The organism is Streptomyces sp. NPDC034037 (assembly GCF_055575715.1).
On the sequence record NZ_JBVISC010000001.1, the window covers coordinates 173,104 to 193,114 of the forward strand.

General features: G+C 72.2%; 21 protein-coding genes. 8 read left to right on the plus strand and 13 right to left on the minus strand.

Annotated elements, in window-relative coordinates:
* Positions 1-165 precede the first annotated feature (165 nt).
* The 4 genes from ACZ516_RS00855 to ACZ516_RS00870 form a co-directional block, all read right to left on the minus strand.
* On the minus strand, positions 166-2,373 hold the full coding sequence (locus ACZ516_RS00855; protein ID WP_469007882.1) for a TerD family protein: 2,208 nt from the start codon (positions 2,371-2,373) through the stop codon (positions 166-168).
* An 83-nt stretch (positions 2,374-2,456) separates the two neighbouring features.
* Positions 2,457-3,035 carry a TerD family protein gene (locus ACZ516_RS00860; RefSeq protein ID WP_469007883.1) on the minus strand — a complete coding sequence of 193 codons (579 nt, stop codon included), beginning with the start codon at positions 3,033-3,035 and terminating at the stop codon, positions 2,457-2,459.
* 165 nt (positions 3,036-3,200) lie between these two features.
* Complete coding sequence (gene uvrB, locus ACZ516_RS00865; protein ID WP_358586490.1) at positions 3,201-5,354, minus strand: excinuclease ABC subunit UvrB; 2,154 nt, start codon at positions 5,352-5,354, stop codon at positions 3,201-3,203.
* Between the two features lie 62 nt (positions 5,355-5,416).
* Positions 5,417-6,322 (minus strand): MHYT domain-containing protein, encoded by a 906-nt coding sequence (locus ACZ516_RS00870; protein WP_358586488.1) that lies wholly within the window; start codon positions 6,320-6,322, stop codon positions 5,417-5,419.
* Positions 6,323-6,596: 274 nt separating this feature from the next.
* Between ACZ516_RS00870 and ACZ516_RS00875 the strand changes: the two genes are divergently transcribed.
* The 3 genes from ACZ516_RS00875 to ACZ516_RS00885 all read left to right on the plus strand — a co-directional run bounded on the left by ACZ516_RS00875 (position 6,597) and on the right by ACZ516_RS00885 (position 9,547).
* On the plus strand, positions 6,597-7,493 hold the full coding sequence (locus ACZ516_RS00875) for a glycerophosphodiester phosphodiesterase (protein WP_358586486.1): 897 nt from the start codon (positions 6,597-6,599) through the stop codon (positions 7,491-7,493).
* A 50-nt stretch (positions 7,494-7,543) separates the two neighbouring features.
* The gene (locus tag ACZ516_RS00880; RefSeq protein WP_469007884.1) at positions 7,544-8,089 is read left to right on the plus strand and encodes a methylated-DNA--[protein]-cysteine S-methyltransferase; all 546 of its coding nucleotides are present in this window, start codon (positions 7,544-7,546) and stop codon (positions 8,087-8,089) included.
* A 189-nt stretch (positions 8,090-8,278) separates the two neighbouring features.
* A complete protein-coding gene (locus ACZ516_RS00885) occupies positions 8,279-9,547 on the plus strand; it encodes an MFS transporter (protein WP_469007886.1) in 1,269 nt (422 codons plus the stop codon).
* 63 nt (positions 9,548-9,610) lie between these two features.
* Here ACZ516_RS00885 and ACZ516_RS00890 read toward each other — a convergent pair whose 3' ends face one another.
* Both ACZ516_RS00890 and ACZ516_RS00895 read right to left on the minus strand, forming a co-directional pair.
* The gene (locus ACZ516_RS00890) at positions 9,611-9,976 is read right to left on the minus strand and encodes a cupin domain-containing protein (RefSeq protein WP_358586480.1); all 366 of its coding nucleotides are present in this window, start codon (positions 9,974-9,976) and stop codon (positions 9,611-9,613) included.
* Between the two features lie 67 nt (positions 9,977-10,043).
* A complete protein-coding gene (locus ACZ516_RS00895; protein ID WP_469007887.1) occupies positions 10,044-10,478 on the minus strand; it encodes a VOC family protein in 435 nt (144 codons plus the stop codon).
* Between the two features lie 101 nt (positions 10,479-10,579).
* On the opposite strand from ACZ516_RS00895, the gene ACZ516_RS00900 reads away from it, so the two are divergent.
* Together ACZ516_RS00900 and ACZ516_RS00905 are read left to right on the plus strand one after the other, a co-directional pair.
* Positions 10,580-11,485: a pseudouridine-5'-phosphate glycosidase gene (locus ACZ516_RS00900; protein WP_469007889.1), complete on the plus strand. Its 906-nt coding sequence runs from the start codon at positions 10,580-10,582 to the stop codon at positions 11,483-11,485.
* A gap of 7 nt (positions 11,486-11,492) precedes the next feature.
* Positions 11,493-12,398 carry a carbohydrate kinase family protein gene (locus tag ACZ516_RS00905; RefSeq protein WP_469007890.1) on the plus strand — a complete coding sequence of 302 codons (906 nt, stop codon included), beginning with the start codon at positions 11,493-11,495 and terminating at the stop codon, positions 12,396-12,398.
* 282 nt (positions 12,399-12,680) lie between these two features.
* On the opposite strand, the gene ACZ516_RS00910 is transcribed toward ACZ516_RS00905, so the two are convergent.
* Complete coding sequence (locus ACZ516_RS00910; protein WP_469007891.1) at positions 12,681-13,511, minus strand: methyltransferase domain-containing protein; 831 nt, start codon at positions 13,509-13,511, stop codon at positions 12,681-12,683.
* 147 nt (positions 13,512-13,658) lie between these two features.
* On the opposite strand from ACZ516_RS00910, the gene ACZ516_RS00915 reads away from it, so the two are divergent.
* The gene (locus ACZ516_RS00915; protein ID WP_358586375.1) at positions 13,659-14,804 is read left to right on the plus strand and encodes a magnesium and cobalt transport protein CorA; all 1,146 of its coding nucleotides are present in this window, start codon (positions 13,659-13,661) and stop codon (positions 14,802-14,804) included.
* 58 nt (positions 14,805-14,862) lie between these two features.
* On the opposite strand, the gene ACZ516_RS00920 is transcribed toward ACZ516_RS00915, so the two are convergent.
* The 3 genes from ACZ516_RS00920 to ACZ516_RS00930 all read right to left on the minus strand — a co-directional run bounded on the left by ACZ516_RS00920 (position 14,863) and on the right by ACZ516_RS00930 (position 16,513).
* On the minus strand, positions 14,863-15,282 hold the full coding sequence (locus tag ACZ516_RS00920) for a CBS domain-containing protein (protein ID WP_468749508.1): 420 nt from the start codon (positions 15,280-15,282) through the stop codon (positions 14,863-14,865).
* A 115-nt stretch (positions 15,283-15,397) separates the two neighbouring features.
* A complete protein-coding gene (locus ACZ516_RS00925; RefSeq protein WP_358586371.1) occupies positions 15,398-15,820 on the minus strand; it encodes a PPOX class F420-dependent oxidoreductase in 423 nt (140 codons plus the stop codon).
* Positions 15,821-15,880: 60 nt separating this feature from the next.
* Positions 15,881-16,513 (minus strand): nucleoside/nucleotide kinase family protein, encoded by a 633-nt coding sequence (locus ACZ516_RS00930; RefSeq protein ID WP_361084461.1) that lies wholly within the window; start codon positions 16,511-16,513, stop codon positions 15,881-15,883.
* Positions 16,514-16,660: 147 nt separating this feature from the next.
* Here ACZ516_RS00930 and ACZ516_RS00935 point away from each other — a divergent pair, with 147 nt between their 5' ends.
* Complete coding sequence (locus tag ACZ516_RS00935) at positions 16,661-17,140, plus strand: anthrone oxygenase family protein (protein ID WP_469007893.1); 480 nt, start codon at positions 16,661-16,663, stop codon at positions 17,138-17,140.
* 12 nt (positions 17,141-17,152) lie between these two features.
* On the opposite strand, the gene ACZ516_RS00940 is transcribed toward ACZ516_RS00935, so the two are convergent.
* The 3 genes from ACZ516_RS00940 to ACZ516_RS00950 form a co-directional block, all read right to left on the minus strand.
* Positions 17,153-17,950: an SAM-dependent methyltransferase gene (locus ACZ516_RS00940; RefSeq protein ID WP_469007895.1), complete on the minus strand. Its 798-nt coding sequence runs from the start codon at positions 17,948-17,950 to the stop codon at positions 17,153-17,155.
* A 78-nt stretch (positions 17,951-18,028) separates the two neighbouring features.
* Entirely contained in the window at positions 18,029-18,349 is a 321-nt protein-coding gene (locus tag ACZ516_RS00945; protein ID WP_358586364.1) for a DUF397 domain-containing protein, read from the minus strand.
* 1 nt (position 18,350) lies between these two features.
* Positions 18,351-19,211 carry a helix-turn-helix domain-containing protein gene (locus ACZ516_RS00950; RefSeq protein WP_358586362.1) on the minus strand — a complete coding sequence of 287 codons (861 nt, stop codon included), beginning with the start codon at positions 19,209-19,211 and terminating at the stop codon, positions 18,351-18,353.
* Between the two features lie 227 nt (positions 19,212-19,438).
* Here ACZ516_RS00950 and ACZ516_RS00955 point away from each other — a divergent pair, with 227 nt between their 5' ends.
* Complete coding sequence (locus ACZ516_RS00955; RefSeq protein ID WP_361084474.1) at positions 19,439-19,870, plus strand: ATP-binding protein; 432 nt, start codon at positions 19,439-19,441, stop codon at positions 19,868-19,870.
* Positions 19,871-20,011 lie beyond the last annotated feature (141 nt).

Here is a 20,011-nt window from a genome sequence, read left to right on the forward strand (position 1 = left end):
GTACGTCGCAGTCGGGAGTACTCCCCTCCGCTGACACCAGAGTACGCGAAACACCAAGGATTGGTAAAGACGATGGCAAACAAAAGCCAAAAGCCCAGTTCGGCGGGGGCCTAAAGTCGCTTTACCGCTACGGCCGCGCCGCTCTTCGCGGGGCGGGCCGCGCCCTCACCGGCCGCCGGTGCGGCGGGCCGTGGCGACCCGGGCCAGGAGCTCTCGAAGGGTCTGGCCGCCGGGCGGGAGGACCGGTGGGTCGTACGTCCAGGTGTGGCCGACCCAGGGATCGGCGAGGTGGTCGTCGGGCACCGGTGTCAGGCGCAGGAGGGCGCGCCACAGCGGGTCGAGCAGCGGGCCGTACTCGGCGGCGTCCTCGCGGTCGGCGACCATCATGAGGTGGACCCCGACGGCCGGGCCCTCGTCCGCGAGGTAGCGCAGCCGGGTCACGGCGCGGTCGTCGAAGCCGTGGGGGAAGTCGTTGACGATCAACAGCTGCTCGGCCGTGTCCAGGTCCGGGGGCAGCGCGTCGGCGGCGCCGCCGCGGATCGCCATCTGCACCAGGTCGACGCGCCGGGTGAGCCGGGCGAGGACCTCGGTGACACCGGCCGCGCCGGACGCCGGGGGCCCGGCGAGGACATCGGCCGTGACCAGCGGGGCGAGGGCGGCCGTCGCGGCGCCCGCCGGGTCGATGACGTGCACCTGGAACTCGCGCGGCGGGTGGACCGCGAGCAGCCGCGCGGCGTGCACGACCGCGGTGTCCATGGCCAGGCGGCGCAGCTCCACGGGGTCGGTGCGGTGGTTGGTGAGGGCCTTGCCGCTGTCGATCCACAGACCGCGCTCCAGCGGCAGCCGCACCAGCATCGGGATGCGCAGGCCGGGGCGCTCGGGGAGGTGGAGGTCGCCGAGGCGCAGGGCCATCGGGACCTCCATGGGCGCGCGGTAGGCGTGCCAGACGGGGCTGCTCCACGCGGCGAACGCCGGGGGCAGGGCGGGTTCGACGACGTCGGCCTCGGCGGTGAGCTGGGCGAGGTCGCGGTCGAGGGCCGCCCTGGCCCGGCCGACGAGGTCGGCGTGCCGGGCGCGGGCGCGCTCGCGGGCGGCGCCACCGGCGCCGCCGATGCGGCTGCGGGGGTCGTCGAGGACCTTGTCCAGCTCCTGCTCCCTGCGGGAGTCGGCGAAATCAACGGCGCTTCGGTAGGCCGCCGTGGTGCGGGCCAGGTCCTCGAACATGCCCCATACCTGGTTGTAGAGCCGCTCGTCCATGGACCAGCCGGTGGCGTCACCCGCGACGGGCTGCGCGGGCCGACCCGGCTCGGCGGGAGGGTTGGCGGGAGGCGGTACCGGGGGCGCGGTGGCCCGGCGGCCCGGGTGCGTGTAGTCGACGGGGCCGCCACCTGCCGCCCTGTCGCCCGCGGTGGCGGGGGCTGCGGGGCTTTCGCCGGCCGGCCGCCGGGGAGGCGGGGCGGAGGGCCCTTGGGCCGGGCCTTGGGGGGCGTGGTCCGGGTGGGCCGGACCCTGGTGGCCGTGATGGGCGGGGCCCTGGTGAGCTGGGTGTTGGGGAGCCTGGGCCTGGCGGGCTGGGTCCTGGTGGGCTTGAGCCTGGCGGGCCGGGCCCTGAAGGCCGTGGTAGGCCGGGCTCTGGGGAGCTGGGTCTTGGTGGGCCGGATCCTGGCGAGCCAGGTTCTGGTGTCTCGGGTCCTGGTGCGTCGGGTCCCGCCGGGCCGGGTCCTGATGGGCGGGGTGGGCCGTGCCCTGGTGGGCCTGGGCCGTGGGGCCTGTGCGGGGGTCTTCGGTGAGGTGGGGCGGGGGCGGGGGCACGGAGCGGGCCAGGCCTTGGGCCACGGTGTCGTCGATGGCGGCCGCCAGTTCGCGGGCCTCGGGCAGGCCCTGGTCGGCGAGCATCTCGGCGAGGCCGCCCGCGTACCCCTGGCCGACGGCGCGGACCTTCCAGGCGCCCTGGCGGCGGTACAGCTCCAGGGCGATGACGGCGGACTCGGCGTCGAGGCCGGTGAGGGTGAAGCCGGCGATCTCGGTGCCGTCGAGGCCGGTGACGGCGACGAAGGGGGCGGCGAGGCCACGGAAGGTGGCCGGACCGGCGACACCGAGAGGCAGCGCCAGCAGGACGTCGACCCGGTGGACGGCGTCCGGCAGGGCGTCGAGGTCCACGGCGAGGCGGTGGTCGGCGGCGGCCTGCCGGGACACCTGGAGGCCCGGCAGGGCGGGCGAGCCGGGGTGGGCCACCCACTCCACGCCGCGCACCTTGCCGTGGGCGTCGCTGAGGGTGGCCCCCGCCACGACCGGCCTGCCGGCCGAGACGCGGATCTCCAGGCGGGACCCGGGCAGCGGGTGGTTCTGCCCCCGCACCAGCTCGGCCGTCATCGCGTTCGTTCCCCCTCGTACGTACGGACGTGCCGCGGCCGGCGCCCCGGAGCGCCGCCGCGTGTCTACAAGTGCGGCAACGGCTACAGGTGCGGCAGCATCGAGGGCATCAGGTCCTGGAAGGTGCGGCCGTTGGCGGGGTTGCCGAGGGCCGTCATCTGCCAGCCCGCGCCCGCGCGGTGGACCTTCGCCATGATCTGGGCGGTGTACTGGCCGCCGCCGTCGAGGGTGTAGCGGGCCAGCTCCTGGCCGTTGGTCTCGTCGACCAGGCGGCAGAACGCGTTCTGCACCTCCTGGAAGGTCTGGCCGGTGAAGGAGTTCACCGTGAAGACGATCTGGTCGATGTGGACGGGGACCCGCTGGAGGTCGACCAGGACCGCCTCGTCGTCCCCGCCCTTGCCGACACCGCCGACGAGGTTGTCGCCGGTGTGGCGCACCGAGCCGTCCTGGCTGACCAGGTGGTTGAAGAACACGACGTCGACCGGCTGCTTGTCGGCGAAGAGGACGGCCGAGGCGTCCAGGTCGATTTCGCGGGTGCGGGTGCCGAACAGGCCGCGGCGCGGGGCCGCCTGCCACCCGAGTCCCATGCGCACCGCGGACAGGGCGCCCCCGTCGTCCTTCTGCAGGCTGATGGCCTGACCCTTGGTCATGTTGACCGTCACGCGCTGTCCCCTCTCGAACTGCCTGGGCAACCGCCTCTCGCGGTTGCCCGGCAGCCTATGCAGTGCGGGTCGCCGCGGTGCCTCGCGGGCCGCACATTGTGGCGGTCCTGCAACAGAGCGGCCGACGGGCCGCTCCCCCCTCCCCCAGCCGTGCTTCCGGGCCCGCTAGGCCTGGCCGGCCTCCTTCATCTGCCGCAGCTCCTTCTTCATCTCCGACACCTCGTCGCGCAGTCGTGCGGCGATCTCGAACTGCAGGTCGGCGGCGGCCGCGCGCATGCGTGCGGTCATCTCCTCGATCTGCTCGGCCAGCTCGGCCGCGGGGCGGTCGGTCGGGACCTGTGCGCCCTTCTTGCCCTTGGCCTTGGCGGAGGTGGCGGCCTTGCCGGCCTTGGCCGCCTCGCCGCCGAGCGCGGGCACCGGCGCCTTGGCGCCCTTGCCCGCCTTCGGCTTGCGGTAGTCGGAGCCGAGCAGCTGTTCGGTGTCGACCTCCTCGCGCGCGATCGCCGACACGATGTCGTTGATCTTCTTGCGCAGCGGCTGCGGGTCGATGCCCCGCTCCTTGTTGTACGCGATCTGCTTCTCCCGGCGGCGGTTGGTCTCGTCGATGGCCTTCTCCATCGCCGGGGTGATCTTGTCGGCGTACATGTGGACCTGGCCCGAGACGTTGCGCGCCGCGCGGCCGATGGTCTGGATCAGGGAGGTGCCCGAGCGCAGGAAGCCCTCCTTGTCCGCGTCGAGGATCGCCACCAGGGAGACCTCGGGCAGGTCGAGGCCCTCGCGCAGGAGGTTGATGCCGACCAGGACGTCGTACTCACCGGCGCGCAGCTCGCGCAGCAGCTCGACGCGGCGCAGGGTGTCGACGTCGCTGTGCAGATAGCGGACCTGGATGCCCAGTTCCAGGAAGTAGTCGGTGAGGTCCTCGGCCATCTTCTTGGTGAGCGTGGTGACCAGGACGCGCTCGTCCTTCTCGGTACGGGTGCGGATCTCGTGCACCAGGTCGTCGATCTGCCCCTCGGTGGGCTTGACGACGACCTCGGGGTCGATCAGGCCGGTGGGGCGGATGATCTGCTCCACGAAGCCGTCGCCGCGCGACAGCTCGTACTTGCCCGGGGTGGCCGACAGGTAGACGGTCTGGCCGATGCGGCCGAGGAACTCCTCCCACTTCAGCGGGCGGTTGTCCATGGCGGAGGGCAGCCGGAAGCCGTGGTCGACCAGGGTGCGCTTGCGGGAGGCGTCGCCCTCGTACATCGCGCCGATCTGGGGGACCGTGACGTGCGACTCGTCCAGGACGAGGAGGAAATCCTCGGGGAAGTAGTCCAGGAGGGTGTTGGGGGCGGTGCCGGGGGCGCGGTCGTCGAAGTGCATGGAGTAGTTCTCCACGCCGGAGCAGGAGCCGATCTGGCGGAGCATCTCCAGGTCGTACGTGGTGCGCATGCGCAGACGCTGCGCCTCCAGCATCTTGCCCTGCTTCTCCAGCTCGGCCAGGCGCTCGGTCAGCTCCTTCTCGATGCCGGTGACCGCCTTCTCCAGGCGCTCCGGTCCCGCCACGTAGTGCGAGGCGGGGAAGACGTACAGGTGGTCGTCGTCGCTGATGACCTCGCCGGTGAGGGGGTGGAGGGTGGAGAGCGCCTCGATCTCGTCACCGAACATCTCGATGCGGACGGCCAGCTCCTCGTAGACCGGGAAGATCTCGATGGTGTCGCCGCGGACCCGGAAGGTGCCGCGGGTGAACGCCAGGTCGTTGCGGGTGTACTGGATGTCGACGAAGCGGCGCAGCAGCTGGTCGCGGTCGATCTCGTCGCCCACCTTGAGCGGGACCATGCGGTCGACGTACTCCTGCGGGGTGCCGAGGCCGTAGATGCAGGAGACGGAGGCGACCACGATCACGTCGCGGCGGGTCAGCAGGGAGTTCGTCGCGGAGTGGCGCAGCCGCTCCACCTCCTCGTTGATCGAGGAGTCCTTCTCGATGTAGGTGTCCGACTGAGGGACGTAGGCCTCGGGCTGGTAGTAGTCGTAGTACGAGACGAAGTACTCGACGGCGTTGTTCGGCAGCAGCTCGCGGAACTCGTTCGCCAGCTGGGCGGCCAGCGTTTTGTTCGGCGCCATCACGAGCGTGGGGCGCTGGAGCTTCTCGATCATCCACGCGGTGGTGGCCGACTTGCCGGTGCCGGTCGCGCCGAGGAGGACGACATCCTTCTCACCTGCGCGGATGCGCCGCTCCAGCTCGGCGATGGCCGCCGGCTGGTCGCCGCTTGGCTGGTACGGACTGACGACCTCGAAAGGTGCCACCGTGCGTTCGATCTTGGATACGGGCCGCATGGAATCCACCGTACGACCCAGCACTGACAACCGGGCCGGATCGGCCGCTCAGCGGTGCTTCCTCACCAGTTCTGCGGCGTGCGCGAGCCGGGCCGTCGGCTGCCGCGGCGGGGTGCGGGGACGCGCCGGAGGCCCGGGCGCCGGTCGGGGTACGAGCGGGCCGGGTGGCGGGGACGGGCCGCGCCGCCGGGAGGAGCGGGCCGGCCGGTCTGCGCGCGGTTCCTGGGGTCCTGGTGGCCGCCCATCACCATCAGCGGGTCGCACATCACGATGACGCCCGCCAGGAGCAGGAAGGCGAGGGGGCCGATCATCATCGGCGCGAGGATCTCGGCGGGCGAGGCACCGGCGGGCTCGGCGCCCGGGCCGTGCAGATGGACGCTGAGGGCGGCCATTCCGGTGTAGTGCATGCCGCTCACCGCCAGGCCCATGACGAGGCTGGCACCGAGGCTCCACAGGAAACCCCTGACCTGTGCGGCCGCCCAGAGCGCGGTGGTGGCGGCGACCATGGCGATCACCACGGACGCGGCGACCGTGAGGGTGTTGTACTCCAGCGTCCCGCGAAGACGCATACCGGCCATTCCCAGGTAGTGCATCGACGCCACGCCAAGGCCCGTGATCGTCCCGCCGGTGAACAGGGCGGTGCCGGTGGCGCCCCGGTAGCCGACGATGAAGATGCCGATGCCGACCATGAGGATGGCCACGGCGAGACTCGCGAAGGTCAGCGCCTTGTCGTAGTGGATGGGCGCCTCCTCGACGGTGAAGCCCATCATCGCCACGAAGTGCATGGTCCAGATCCCGGAGCCGATCGCGGCCGAGCCGAGCGCCAGCCAGCCGGGCCGCCAGGAGTGGGCGAGGAGCAGCGATCTGGTGGTGCAGCGCAGGCCGAGCGCTCCCCCGAGGCAGGCCATGACGTAGGCCACCACAGGTGTGACGACTCCGTAGCTGAACCCGTCGACCGTGCCCTGCATGCGCGGTAGCCCTTCCACCTATGGTGACCAAATGCCCTTGATCGCCCCATTTGCCCTCTGCCGTCGGCCGGCTGAGAGACCGTCGGCTGAGGCTGAGAGTAAAGCTCACTCCGGGACGCCCGACCGATTTTCCGGCAAACAATCGCGTCACCCGCGCGCGGGGTCCTCGACTTCGGCGACTCCGTTCAACGTGTGGCCATCCTGCACCTGTTTTCCGTTGGCCGTGGACTGTCACTCTCGACCGGTCCGCGATCTCACGACGCGAGGAGTACCCGTGTACGCACGCGCTGCCGCTGTCACCACCGCCGCCCTCCTGGGGGCCGGTGCGCTCGCCGTCCCCGCCGCTCCCGCCTCCGCCCGCACTCCTGCGGCGGTGCGCACGGCCGACCACGACAGACCGCTGGTCGTGGCGCACCGCGGGGCCTCCGCCTACGCCCCGGAGAACACCCTGGCGGCCATCGACAAGGCCCGCGACATGGGATTCCGCTGGGTGGAGAACGACGTCCAGCGCACCAAGGACGGCGAACTCGTGATCATGCACGACGACAACCTGAAGCGGACGACGAACGTCGAGGAGGTCTTCCCCGGCCGCGCGCCGTGGAAGGTCGCGGACTTCACCGCCGCGGAGATCGCGCGACTCGACGCGGGCAGCTGGTTCAGCCCGAAGTACGCGGGTGAGCGGGTGCCGACCCTCAAGCAGTACATGCGCCGGGTCTCGCACAACCACCAGAAGCTCGTCTTCGAGTTCAAGAAGCCCGAGCTCTACCCGGGCATCGAGAAGCAGGGCCTCCAGGTGCTGCGCGACACGGGCTGGCTCGACAAGCACCACGTCAAGAGCAAGCTCGTCGTCCAGAGCTTCAGCGCCGACAGCGTGCGGACCGTGCACGCGCTGCGGCCCGACGTGAAGACGGGCTTCCTCGGCACCCCGTCGGTCGCCGACCTGCCCGCGTACGCGAAGTTCTCCGACCAGATCAATTCGACGCACACCTCCATCTCCGCTCCCTACGTCGCCGCGATCCACGCGCTCAAGGGCCCGCACGGCAAGCCCCTGGAGATCTTCACCTGGACCGTCAACGACACCGCCGGCGCGGTGCGCGCCGCGAGCTTCGGTGTGGACGGGATCATCAGCAACGCGCCCGACGTCGTCCGCAGGGCGCTGGAGGACGACTGAGGCACCGCTAGGCGGACGCGTTGTCAGTGGGCGGTCGTACGGTGGTCGGCATGAACGAGGACCAGCGTCAGGCCGTGTGGGCCGTCGTCGGCAGCGACATCGGCCCCCTGCTGCTCACCGCGACCGGTGAGGGGCTCGTCATGGTGGCCTTCCACGCCACGGACGACGTGCGGGACAGGACCCTGGAGCGGCTGGGCACCCGGCTGGGCGCCGAGCCGCTCCACGCGCCGGACTCCCCCTTGCTCGCCGAGCCGATACGCCAGCTCGCGGCCTACTTCGCGGGCGAGCGGCGCGACTTCGAGCTGCCGCTGGACTGGTCGCTGATCTCCGGCTTCAACCGCCAGGTGCTGCGGGAGCTCGCCGCCGGCGTCCCGTACGGGTCGGTGGTGGGCTACGGAGACCTGGCCCGTCGCGTCGGCCAGCCGGGCGCGGCACAGGCCGTGGGCGTCGCGATGGGCTGCAATCCCCTGCCGGTCGTGGTGCCGTGCCACCGCGTGGTGGAGAGCGACGGGGGCATCGGCGGCTTCGGCGGAGGCCTGGAGACCAAGCGGCGACTGCTCGCGCTGGAGGGGGTCCTGCCGCAGCCGCTGTTCTGAGTCCCTGGCAGGGGCCTGCCTCAGCCGCTGTTCTGAGGCCATGGCGGGGGGCCTTCCGCAGCCAGTGGCCTGACGCCGTGGCGGGGGTGATTTCGCGGGTCCGCGCAGAGGGACCGCGGGGATGCTCGCGCGGTGCCGTGCCGACGTAACCCTGTTCCGTGTCCCTCGCGCCCCTGGCACACTGCGTCAGTGACCAACACCGTCGACGCCCCTGACATACCCGCGCCGGAGTCGCTGCCCGCCTTGCGACGCCGCACGACCGCAGTGCTGATGACCAGTCAGATACTGGGCGGGCTCGGGATACCGATCGGCATCGCGCTGGCTCCGGTGCTCGCCACCGAGGTGAGCGGGACGGAGGCGCTGTCGGGCCTCGCGCCCACCGCGTCCGTGGCCGGCACGGCCCTGCTCTCGCTGCCCCTCGCCGCGCTGATGACCTCCCGCGGACGGCGTGCGGGGCTCGTCCTCGCGTATGTGATCGGCGCGTGCGGCGCGGGGCTCGTGGTGCTGGCCTCGGTCGTCGGGAGTTTCGCGCTGCTGCTGCTCGGCATGGCCGCGTTCGGCGCTGGCTCGCTGGCCAATCTGCAGGCCCGGTTCGCCGCGGCCGACCTGGCCGAGCCCGAGCGGCGGGGCCGCGCCATCTCGCTCGTCATCTGGGCCACGACCATCGGCTCGGTGCTCGGCCCGAACATCGCCGCGCCCACGAGCCGCGCCTTCTCCGGCACCGCCATCCCCGAGGAGGCCGGGCCGTTCCTCTTCGCCGCCGGGATCTTCGCCGTCGCCGCGCTGGTGGTGGCGGTGCTGCTGCGCCCCGATCCGCTGCTCACCGCCCGCGCCCTGGCCCCGCGGGAGGACGAGAACGCGCAGAGCCGCTCGCTGCGGGCCGGTGTCGCCGCGGTGGCCGCCTCGCCGATGGCCCGGCTCGCGCTGGTGACGGTGACCGTGTCGCACACGGTGATGGTCTCCATCATGGTGATGACCCCGGTCGACCTGGGGCACCACGGGGCGAGCCTGCAACTGGTCGGCCTGGTGATCAGCGGCCACATCGCGGGCATGTACGCGTTCTCGCCGGTGATGGGCTGGCTCGCCGACCGGTTCGGCCGGCTGTCCGTGATCGGCCTGGCGGTGGGGCTGCTGTGCTGCGCGGCGCTCCTGGCCGGGACGGCGGGGCCCAGTCACGGCCAGACCGCCGCCGGCCTCTTCCTGCTCGGCCTCGGCTGGTCCGCGGGCCTGGTCTCCGGTTCCGCGCTGCTCACCGACTCGGTGGCACAGCCGGCCCGGGCCGCGGTGCAGGGCCTGTCGGACCTGACGATGAACGCGGCGGCCGGCGTCGGCGGTGCGCTCGCGGGCCTGATCGTCGCCCGGGCGAGCTACGGCTGGCTCACCCTCGTCGGGGTCTGCGTCCTGCTGCCGATGGCCGCGCTCACCGTCCGCAGGGCGGTGTCGCCCGGGAAGGCGTGACAGGTCCGCGGGCCGGGGGGCTCGGGGTCGGTGTCAGGGGCAGGGTCAGGCCGAGGGCAGCGGTCAGGGCAGCGTGATGTGGTACGCCTTGCGCAGCGTCTCGTGCACCGTCCAGGTCGTCCGGTCGCCCTCGCGCAGTACGGCCGCGTCACCGGGGCCGATCTCCAGCGTGTCGCCGCCCTCGACCTCGACGGTGGCGCGGCCGCTGACGACCACGAAGAGTTCGTTCGCCTCGGTGTCGGTGACCACGCCCGGCGTGATCTGCCAGATGCCGCGCAGCTGCTTGCCGTCGGCGGACTCCCACAGCACCTTGCCGGTCACCTCGGGGGAACCGGAAACGATCTGTTCCGGATCGAGCGGCTCGGCCTCCAGTTCCACATCCGGAATATGGACGGCAAAAGACGCGACACTCTGATCATTCGTGGTCATGGCCGGTCACCCTAGCCGGGCGCTCGGACGGGACCCGAACGGGGCCCGCGTGGGGCCCCGGCGGACGTCAGCTCTCGTCGTAGTGGCGGGCCTCGAAGATGTTCCCGTCCGGATCACGGAAGTAGAAGCTGCTCGGGGCCTTGCCGAGAGCGCCGAAGGAGTCGTGCGAGAAGTCCGACACCGGCGTGCCGTTCTCCTCCAGGCGGGCGCGCAGCGCCTCGAAGTCGGCCTTCGGGAACGCCAGACAGACGTGATTGACGGGGTGGCCCGCGCTCTTCTCGGCGTCCGGAAGGACGCTCATGCGTTCCGCGAACGTCAGCGGGGCGAGGTCGAAGATGGTCTCCTCATTGACCCGTACGGACGGGAAGGCCGCCTTGCCGGCCGTGAACTGCTCGACGCGCAGGGGCTCCAGGCCCACCGTCTTCTCGTAGAAATCGACTGCCGCCAGAGGGTCGCGCACCCACAGGACGATGTGGTCGAGACGGGTCGTGTTATTTGCCATGCCCCAAGGCTGCTGTCCCGCGCGGTGTCCCGCAAGGGGGTTTGGCGGGGCCCGCCGCCCGCCAGGGATGAGGGGAGACCCGACTGGCAGGAGGCAGGCCCGTGTTGGTGGTGTCCGACGAGGTGCGGGCGGCCGTCGCCCGGCGACGCGCCGTGGTGGCCCTGGAGTCCACGATCATCGCGCACGGCCTGCCGCGGCCGCGCAACCTCCAGGTGGCGAAGGAGCTCGAGGCGGCCGTGCGCGAGGAGGGCGCCGTCCCCGCGACCATCGCCGTCCTGGACGGCAGGCCCCACGTCGGCCTGGACGCGGGGCAGTTGGAGCGGGTCGCGCGCGGGGACGGCATCCGCAAGCTGGGCCACCGCGATCTGCCGCTCGCCGTGGCGACGGGGGCGAGCGGGGCGACCACGGTGTCGGCGACGGCGTCACTCGCCGCGCGCGCGGGCGTGCGGGTGTTCGCGACCGGCGGGCTCGGGGGCGTGCACCGGGGGTGGACGGTGACGCAGGACGAGTCGGCGGACCTGGGGCTGCTCACCCGCACCAGGGTCACGGTGGTGTGCGCGGGCGTGAAGTCGATCCTGGACGTGGGGGCGACGCTGGAGCGCCTGGAGACGCTGGGGGTCGCGGTCGCCGGGTACCGGACGAACCGTTTCCCCGGCTTCTACCTCGTCGACTCCGGGCACGGCGTGGACTGGACCCTGGACAGTCCCGAGGAGGTCGCCGACGTGATGGGGGCGCAGGACGCGCTCGGTGGGCCCGACGCGGCGCTGATCGTGGCGAACCCTGTGCCGTCCGAGGAGCAGCTCGATCCCGCGCTCCACGCGCGCGTGCTGGACGAAGCGCTGCGGGACTGCGAGGAGCGGGGGATCACGGGGCAGGCGATCACGCCGTTCCTGCTGGACCAGTTGACGCGTCGGACCCGAGGGGCGTCGCTGGAGGCCAACCTCGCGGCGGTCCGGGGCAACGTACGGCTCGCGGGGCGGGTCGCCGCGGCCTGGGCCGGGCGCTGAGGTCCGGGTGGCGCCGCGCTCGGCCCAGGGTCTGCTCATCGTCGGGGACGTCGTCACGGACATCGTCGCCCGGCACCGTACGCCGCCGGTGCCGGGCACCGACACGGCCGCCGCCATCCGGACCGTGCCGGGCGGCGCGGGGGCCAATGCGGCGTGTTGGGCGGCGCGTTGGGGTGGGCCCGACGTGCGCCTGCTCGGCCGGGTGGGTGCCGACTCCGCCGCGTGGCACGAGGCGGCCCTCACGCGCGCGGGGGTGTGGCCCCGGCTCGTCGTCGACCCGCGGGCGCCGACCGGGACGGTGATCTGCCTGGTGGACGAGGACGCGGGTGCCGAGCGGACGTTCCTCACGGACAGCGGGGCCGCGCTGCGGCTCTCCCCCGCCGACTGGTCGCCCGAGCTGCTCGACGGCGTGGCGTGGCTGCATCTGTCCGGCTATCTGTTCTTCGCCGGGTCTAGTCGGGCGGCGGCCGGGGCGGCGCTGGCTTCGGCACGCGCGCGTGGCGTGCCGGTGAGCGTCGATCCGGCGTCGGCGTGGTTCCTCGGGGAGCTGGGCGTGGAGCGGTTCCTCGCGGCGGCGGAAGGGGTCACCGTGCTGCTGCCCAGCCGGGACGAGGCGGTCCTGCTCACCGGGCTCCCCGATGCGGCGGACGCGGCGGTGGCGCTCAGCCGCCGGTTTCCCGTGGTGGCGGTCACCTCGGGCGCCGAGGGGGCGGTGGTGGCCCGGGGCGGCGAACTGGTCGGGCGGGTTGCCGCGGTGCCCGCGCGGGTGCGGGACACGACGGGCGCGGGTGACGCCTTCACCGGGGCGTTTCTCGCCTCGCGGCTGGCGGGGGCGGGGCTCCTGGAGGCAGCGACGGAAGGCTGCCGGGCGGGCGGCGAGGCGGTACAGAGGATCGGAGGACGCCCGGCCTGAGGAGCGCGTGCGTCATGGCGCCCGAGCACCGACGGCCCCCGCGCCGGCCGTAATCCGCGCCGCCGCCCCACGCCCCCGCGCAAGTCAGCCCTCCGCGGCGGCCGCCACGCGCATCGCTGCTTCACGCCCCTCCGCCAGTCGGCCCCCCGCGCCCCTTGCGCCGCCTCACGGCTCGACATACGCCTGCGCCAGCCGCCCCCCCCTTACGCGCATAAACTCCCCGCGCCCCGCGAGGGGTGGGCCCCCGCGCCCCTGGAGGCGCGGGGTGGGGCTTTGCGCGGGTTACTGCTTTCTGCCCCACGCCGAGATCAGCGGCGGGGTCGCCACGTCCAACGTCTGTGTGGCGATGTCGGACAGGTGGCCGTCGATGTCGTCCGGGGTCGCCAGGCCCGCCGCGATCAGATCGGGGCGGAGCTGCTGGAGCGTCGCGGTCTCCAGGGCCGCGCAGGCCGGCGAGGCCAGCGGGAAGTACGCGTCGGACTCCACCTGGCGCAGGCCGGCCTCGCGCAGCAGGCGGGGCAGCCGGCGGCCGTACGCGAGGTCGGCGCCGCGCCCGGCCAGCAGCGTGCGCACGGCGTGGCGCAGCCGGTTGGCCGTCTCCTGCGCGGGGCCGTACTCGTCGGGGCAGGCCAGCGGCTGGAGCGCGGGGTCGGCCTCCTCGATCAGGAGTCTGCCGCCGGGCCGCAGCGCCCTGAGCATCGACTTCAGGGCGTGCTCCTGGTCGGCGACGTCGGCCAGGACGAGCCGGGCGTGCACCAGGTCGAAGGATTCGATGGGCGGCGGGTCGGCGGCGACGTCGTGCGTGCGCACCGCGAGAGGTGAGCGCGCGGCCCGGGTCTGCCAGGAGATGTCGATGTCCGTCGCGAGAACCCTGCCGGTGGGGCCGACCCGCTTGGCGAGCCATGAGATCACCGACGTGCCGCCCGCGCCCACCTCCCAGCAGCGCCAGCCGGGTCCGATGCCGAGGCGTTCGATGTGCCCGAACGTCGTGCGGTCGAAGAGGGCGGCGTGGGCGGCGAAGTCCTGCTTCGCCTGGGCCTGGCGGGCGTCGGAGAGCTGACGGGGGTCGGGGAGCTGCCGAGGGTCGAGGAGGTGGCCGTCGATTCGCGTCATGACCGAATTATCACTATTTTCACGCTTGCTCCCGGTAGGCGGAACCGGACATTCCGGAGTGGAATGCTCCGTTCCCACAGGCACCGGCAGAGTCGGCGACCACCCTGGCAGACTGGCACGTCACGTCATCAGCGCGAGGAGCCCCACATGTCGATGACAGGCAACCTGCGGAAGGTCGGGAGCCTGGGCAAGGCCGGAGGTCTGCGGAAGGTCGGCGGCCTGCGCAGAGTGGCCCGCCTGGCCCGGCGCGGCGCGCGCGTCGACCTGAGCCACCCGGCCCGCTCCCCGCTGGGCTCCTCGGTGGTGAACTGCGTGACGTACCGCAAGGGAGTGCGCAGGACCGCGGGCCGGGACCTGGTCGAGTCCGTGGAGGCCGTCCGCAAGTCCGACGACGGCTTCGTCTGGCTGGGGCTGCACGAGCCGACGGAGCAGGAGTTCGCGGGCGTCGCCGACCTCTTCGACCTGCATCCGCTCGCCGTGGAGGACGCGGTGCACGCGCACCAGCGCCCCAAGGTGGAGCGGTACGACCACACGCTGTTCGCCGTCTTCAAGACCGTCTGCTACGTGGAGCACACCGAGCTGACCGCGACCAGCGAGGTCGTGGACACCGGCGAGATCATGGTCTTCGTCGGCCGCGACTTCGTCATCACGGTCCGGCACGGCCGGCACGGCTCGCTCGGCCCGCTGCGCGAGGAGCTGGAGGCCTCCCCCGAGCAGCTGGCGCAGGGTCCGGCCGCGGTGCTGCACGCGATCGCGGACCAGGTCGTGGACGACTACCTCGCGGCGACGGACGCGGTGCAGTCGGACATAGACCAGGTCGAGATGGCCGTCTTCGCCCCGGACGGCGAGCGGCTCGACCCCGGCCGCATCTACCAGCTCAAGCGCGAACTGCTGGAGCTGAAGCGGGCGGTGGTGCCGCTGGGCCGCCCGCTCCAGGTGCTCGCCACCCAGCCGATGCGGGTCATCGCCCCGGAGATACAGGCGTACTTCCGGGACGTGGACGACCATCTGAAGCGGGCCACCGAGCAGATCGCCGCCTTCGACGAGTTGCTCAACTCGATCCTCCAGGCGCACCTGGCCCAGGTGTCCGTCGCGCAGAACGAGGACATGCGGAAGATCACCGCTTGGGCGGCGGTCGTCGCGGTGCCGACGATGGTCTGCGGCATGTACGGCATGAACTTCGATCACATGCCGGAACTGCACTGGCGGTTCGGCTATCCGCTGATCATGAGCCTGGTCGCGACGGCCTGCCTGGCGCTGTACCGGGGGTTCCGGCGCAGCGGCTGGCTGTGACCCCGTCCGCCGGCCGGGCCTGACTCCAGGCGGTCGATCCGGAGCGGGGGCCGGCCGGTCAGCCCTTGGCGTACACGCTCTCGACCCAGCCCGCGAGCTGGTCCTCGTTGAGGTGCTTGGCCAGGTCGGCCTCGCTGATCATGCCGACGAGCCGCTTGTTCTCGATCACCGGCAGGCGGCGGATCTGATGGCCCTGCATCTCCCGCAGGACCTCGTCGACGTCGGCGCCCGAGTCGATCCAGCGCGGGGTGCCCTTGGCCAGGGAGCCGGCGGTCACCTGCGAGGGGTCGTGCCCCATGGCCACGCAGCCGATCACGATGTCGCGGTCGGTGAGGATGCCGCAGAGCCGTTCGCTCTCGTCGGCGATGGGCAGCGCACCCACGTCGAGTCGGCGCATCAGCTGGGCGGCGCGGTCCAGGGTCTCGTGCTCGGGGATCCACTGGGCGCCCCGGTGCATGATGTCTCCGGCGGTGGTCATCGCTGCCTCCCGTGCCGGGCGGTGTCCGGAGCGGCGCGAGCGCGCCGATGGTCCCGGCGCCCTTCATTCTCCCGGGGCCCTCGACGCCCCGCATCCGGAGAGCCGGGCGGGGACCCTAGGGCGTGAACGTCAGGATCTTGTGGGGGATCACCCGGACGATGACCCGGATCTCGTCGTCCTTCTCGGCCGGCGGATCGACGCCCAGGTACTTGTGCGACAGCTCGTGCGGGAGCCGCTTGCCCTCGTCCGGCAGGATCTCGGCGACGCCGCGGATCTCGGCCGAGGAGTAGGGGTTCGCGAGGTCGTAGACCGAGATGCTGATCCGCGGGTCGCGTTCGAGGTTGCGGACCTTCTGGCGGCCGGCGGTGGCGGAGAACAGCACGGCGTCGCCGTCCCGCTTGATCCACACCACGGAGTTGTGCGGCGCGCCGCCGGGGCCGAGCGTGGCGACGCTGGCGAAGTTCTTGGCGTCGAGCAGAGCGCGGACGGATTCGCCTAGGGCGACGGGACGGGGGCTCACCTTGGGGTTCGGCGTCATGATCACACCCTATCTATATGCACGTGCATATAGATAGGGGTTTCGGGGAACTGGTCGGGGTCAGCCGCTCCACGCCGGATGGAGCGGGTCGTCGGCCCGCACCACCACGTCGGCCGTGGCGGCGGGGTCCGCCTCCTCCTCGTACCGCTCGAAGGCCGGAAGCGTCCACCGGTCCCCCTCCGGCGTGCGCCGCCGCAGGGCGCCCGCCGAGAGACGTACGTGCACCGTCAGGTCGAACGGGAACCAGTGGCCGAGCAGCAGCGGGCCGTGCAGCAACAGTACGCCGGTGGGCGGCAGTTCGACGTAGGCGCTGCGGGTCGCCCGGTCGGTCACCGGGTCCCAGAGGTCGGGCAGCACACGGCCGGTGCCGTCCGGATCCAGCGGCCCGAGCACCTCGCGCCACAGGGCGCCGGTGTCGAACCACCCGCTGTAGTACGCCTCCACGTCGCGGCGCCCGTACTCCAGCCGCACCGAGGCGGGCCGCAGGAACCCCTCCTCGGCGACCACGAGCGAGGTCCGGCCGCGCAGGCGCAGCGCGTCGCCCACCCGCCGCGCCAGTTCGCCGGTGCCGCTCGCGGGCGCCCCGTCCACGGCGACGCGGGGCCAGGGGCTCCCGTCGGCCGGTTTCAGGTCGAGCAGGCGGTCGGCGAGGGTGTCGGCCAGGCGTTCCCAGGTGATCGGTTCGAGTCGCACGGACCCATGATGCCGTCAGCCCCCGGCGGTGCTTTTGGACGATCCGGGGCGGCCCGCGCAATTGACTTGTGGTGACACGGGGCGCCGTGGAGGATCGCTCGCGGCCCGCCGTCCCATGTAACGGCCCTACTCACCGCGGGAGTTGCCATGATCGACGGACCGTATTTCGTCCTCACCGTGCTCGGGGCGCTCGCCTGCGGCCTCGTCGCCGGGGTCTTCGCCGCGTTCTCGACCTTCGTGATGAAGGGGCTGGCCGCGCTGCCCCCGGCGCGGGGCATCGCCGCGATGAACGCGATCAACGTGACCGCCGTCGGGCCGGCGTTCATGGCCCTGTTCCTGGGGGCGACGGGGCTCTGCGCGGTGCTCGCCGTCGTGACGTTCGTGCTCTGGCCGCAGGACGGCACCGCCGAGCTGCTGCTCGGGTGCGCGCTGCATCTGTTCGGGTCGTTCGGCGTGACCGTCGTCGCGCATGTCCCGCGCAACGAGGCCCTCGCCGAGGTGGACCCCGACAGCGAGGTGGGCGCGGCGTACTGGCGTGCTTACGTCCGCGAGTGGACCGCCTGGAACCACGTCCGCGGCATCGCCTCCCTCGCGGCGTCGGCGTGCTTCCTGCTCGCCCTGACGTGAACCCGCCCCGCCTCAGACCTTGCGGCCCACCGCCCCGTATCCGGGCGTGGGGCCCTGGCCGGTGTCCGGTGCCCACTCGCCCAGTTCCGGCTTCCACCGGTCGATGACCGTCACTCCGGGGTCCACCATCTCGTACCCCTCGAAGAAGCGCTCCACCTCGGCGCGGGTGCGCAGGGCGAGCGTCATGCCGCGCGCCTTGTAGAGCTCCGCGGCCTGCCGCGCGGTGTCCGGGGTGAAGTCGCCCGTGCCGTGCGACAGCAGCAGGTGGCTGCCGGCGGGCAGGGCCCGCATCAGCCGTTCGACCAGGTCGTAGGCGCCGTCCTCGTCCGAGATGAAGTGCAGCAGCGCGACGAGCGACAGGGCGACGGGCCGGTCGAGGTCCAGGGTCCGCGAGGCCTCTTCCAGGATCTTCCCGGGCTCGCGGAAGTCCGCCTGGATGTACTCGGTGACGCCCTGCGGCGTGGAGCGGAGCAGCGCCTCGGCGTGGGCGAGGACGATGGGGTCGTTGTCGCAGTAGACGACGCGGGTCTCGGGGGCGATGCCCTGGGCGATCTGATGGAGGTTCGGCTCGGTCGGTATGCCCGTGCCGATGTCGAGGAACTGCCGTACGCCCTGTCCTGCGAGCCAGCGCGTGGCGCGCTGCATGAACGCGCGGTTGGCCCGCGCCGTCGTCAGGACCCGCCCGTCCAGGGCGACGAGCTGACGGCCCATCTCCTCGTCGACCGGGTAGTTGTCCTTGCCGCCCAGGAACCAGTCGTACATCCGTGCGGGGTGCGGCTTGCTGGTGTCGATGTACGACGGGTCCGTCATGCGTACTCCAGACGTCGGCGGCGGAGGGGTGGACGGGCGGGAGCGGGGGCAGGAGAGCGCGGGTCAGGAAGGCACGGGTCAGGAGAGCAGGAAGTCCGCCTCGCCCGCCTTCGCTCCCTGGATGAACGCGTTGATCTCCCCGTGCGTGTAGATGAGCGCGGGGCCGTCGGGGTCGGCGGACTGGCGCACCGCCACCCTGCCGTCGGCCAGCTTCATGGCCTCCAGGCAGTTGCCGCCGTTGCCGCCGCTCCACGGCTTGTGCCAGCCGTCGTTGCCGAGGTCGCGGGCGGGCATGCCGTTGTAGATGCGGGACTCCCCGCGCGACTCGGTGCGCGAGTCGTCGCGGGCTCCGGGGGATCGCGGACCGGCTGGGCGGCTTCCGGCTCGGTGTCGGTCCATGTCACAGCTCCTTGCGGACGTCCCGGAGGATGTCCTTCGTGCGTTGTGCCGTGGCGGCCTGCGCCGCCATGCGGTCCATGACCTCCAGGTGGGTTGCCACCTCTTTGCGCGCGTCCAGGTAGACGGCGCCGGTCAGGTACTCGCTGTAGACCATGTCGGGCAGCTCCGCCATGGCGAAGCGGAAGAGCACGAACGGTCCGTACGTTCCGGGGTGCGGGCCCGCCGCGAACGGCGCGACCTGCAAGGTCACATGGGGCATCTCGGTCGCTTCGAGCAGCCGGTCGAGCTGCTCGCGCATCACCTCGGGGCCACCCACCGGCCTGCGCAGCGCGGTCTCGTCCATCACCACCCACAGCCGGGGCGCGTCCTCGCGGGTCAGCAGCGCCTGACGCTCCATGCGCAGCGCCACGTACCGCTCGATGTCGGCGGGCCGGGTCTGGCCGATGGCGCCGGAGCGCATCACGCCGCGCGCGTACTCCTCGGTCTGGAGCAGGCCGGGCACGAAGTGCGGCTCGTAGGACCTGATGAGGCTGGCGGCGCCCTCCAGGCTGACGTACATGCTGAACCAGCCCGGCAGGATGTCGTGGAACCGCTGCCACCAGCCCGGCTTGTTGGCCTCCTCGGCGAGGGCCACGAAGGATTCGGCCTCGTCGTCGGGGACGCCGTAGGCCTTGAGGAGCAGCTGGAGGTACGGGATCTTCAGCGCGACCTCGGCCGTCTCCATGCGGCGCACGGTGGCGGGGGCGACGCGCAGGACCTTCGCCGCCTCCTCGCGTTTCAGGCCGGCGCTCTCGCGCAGGTCCTGCAGGCGACGACCGAGAACGACCTGGCCGACGGTCGGCGCGGACCGCGGTTCGCTCACGTCTCCTACCTCCACCCGACTCCGCTTGCCAACTCACACCCCGCCGAGAGTTGTTGTCAGCAGTGTGCCATGCGCCGTCTCGGAGGGACACGCCACTGTGCACTTTTCAGAGTGGGTCTTGCCAAGGTGTTCGGGGCGGGGCGATAGTGGAGAGCGTGACTCCGCCCGCGCCGTTAGGAACCGAAGCCGCCGAAGGCCGTCTTGGTGTTCTCACCGAGCATCCGCCTGTGAGCGTTGCCGAGGTCTGCGTCAGTTTCGCTCTCGTCCCACGACCCGGCTCCGTAGCTCAGGCCAGACGGCTGATGCTCACGCGGCTCGGCGAGTGGGCGGTGCGGGACGACGACGCCTGCGACGCGGCGGCACTCGTCCTCTCCGAACTGGTCACCAATGCCGTGGTGCACACCGCGAGCCGGCGGATCATCTGCGAGATATGCGCGGACACGGAGAAGCTGCGAATAGCCGTGCGTGACGAAGGCTGCGGTTCAGGGATGCCGCGCCCGGTGCACAGGGGGGCCGACGAGGAGCACGGGAGGGGATTGCTTCTCGTCGACGCGGTGAGCAGTGCGTGGGGCGTCCACGACGCGGGGCCCGGGATCGGGCGAACGGTGTGGGCGGAGTTGCGGCGGACGGCGGCGGCACAGGTGTCGGTGTCCGCGTAGACCGCGGTGGTAGGGCGCGTACGACAACGCGTGCGCGCGGACCGAGCAACGGCGCGTACGACAACGCGTAGGTATGGACCGAGTAGCGGCGCGTGCGGGCACGTACGCGTGAACCTGGTAAGCGGCGCGCACGGCGTGTGC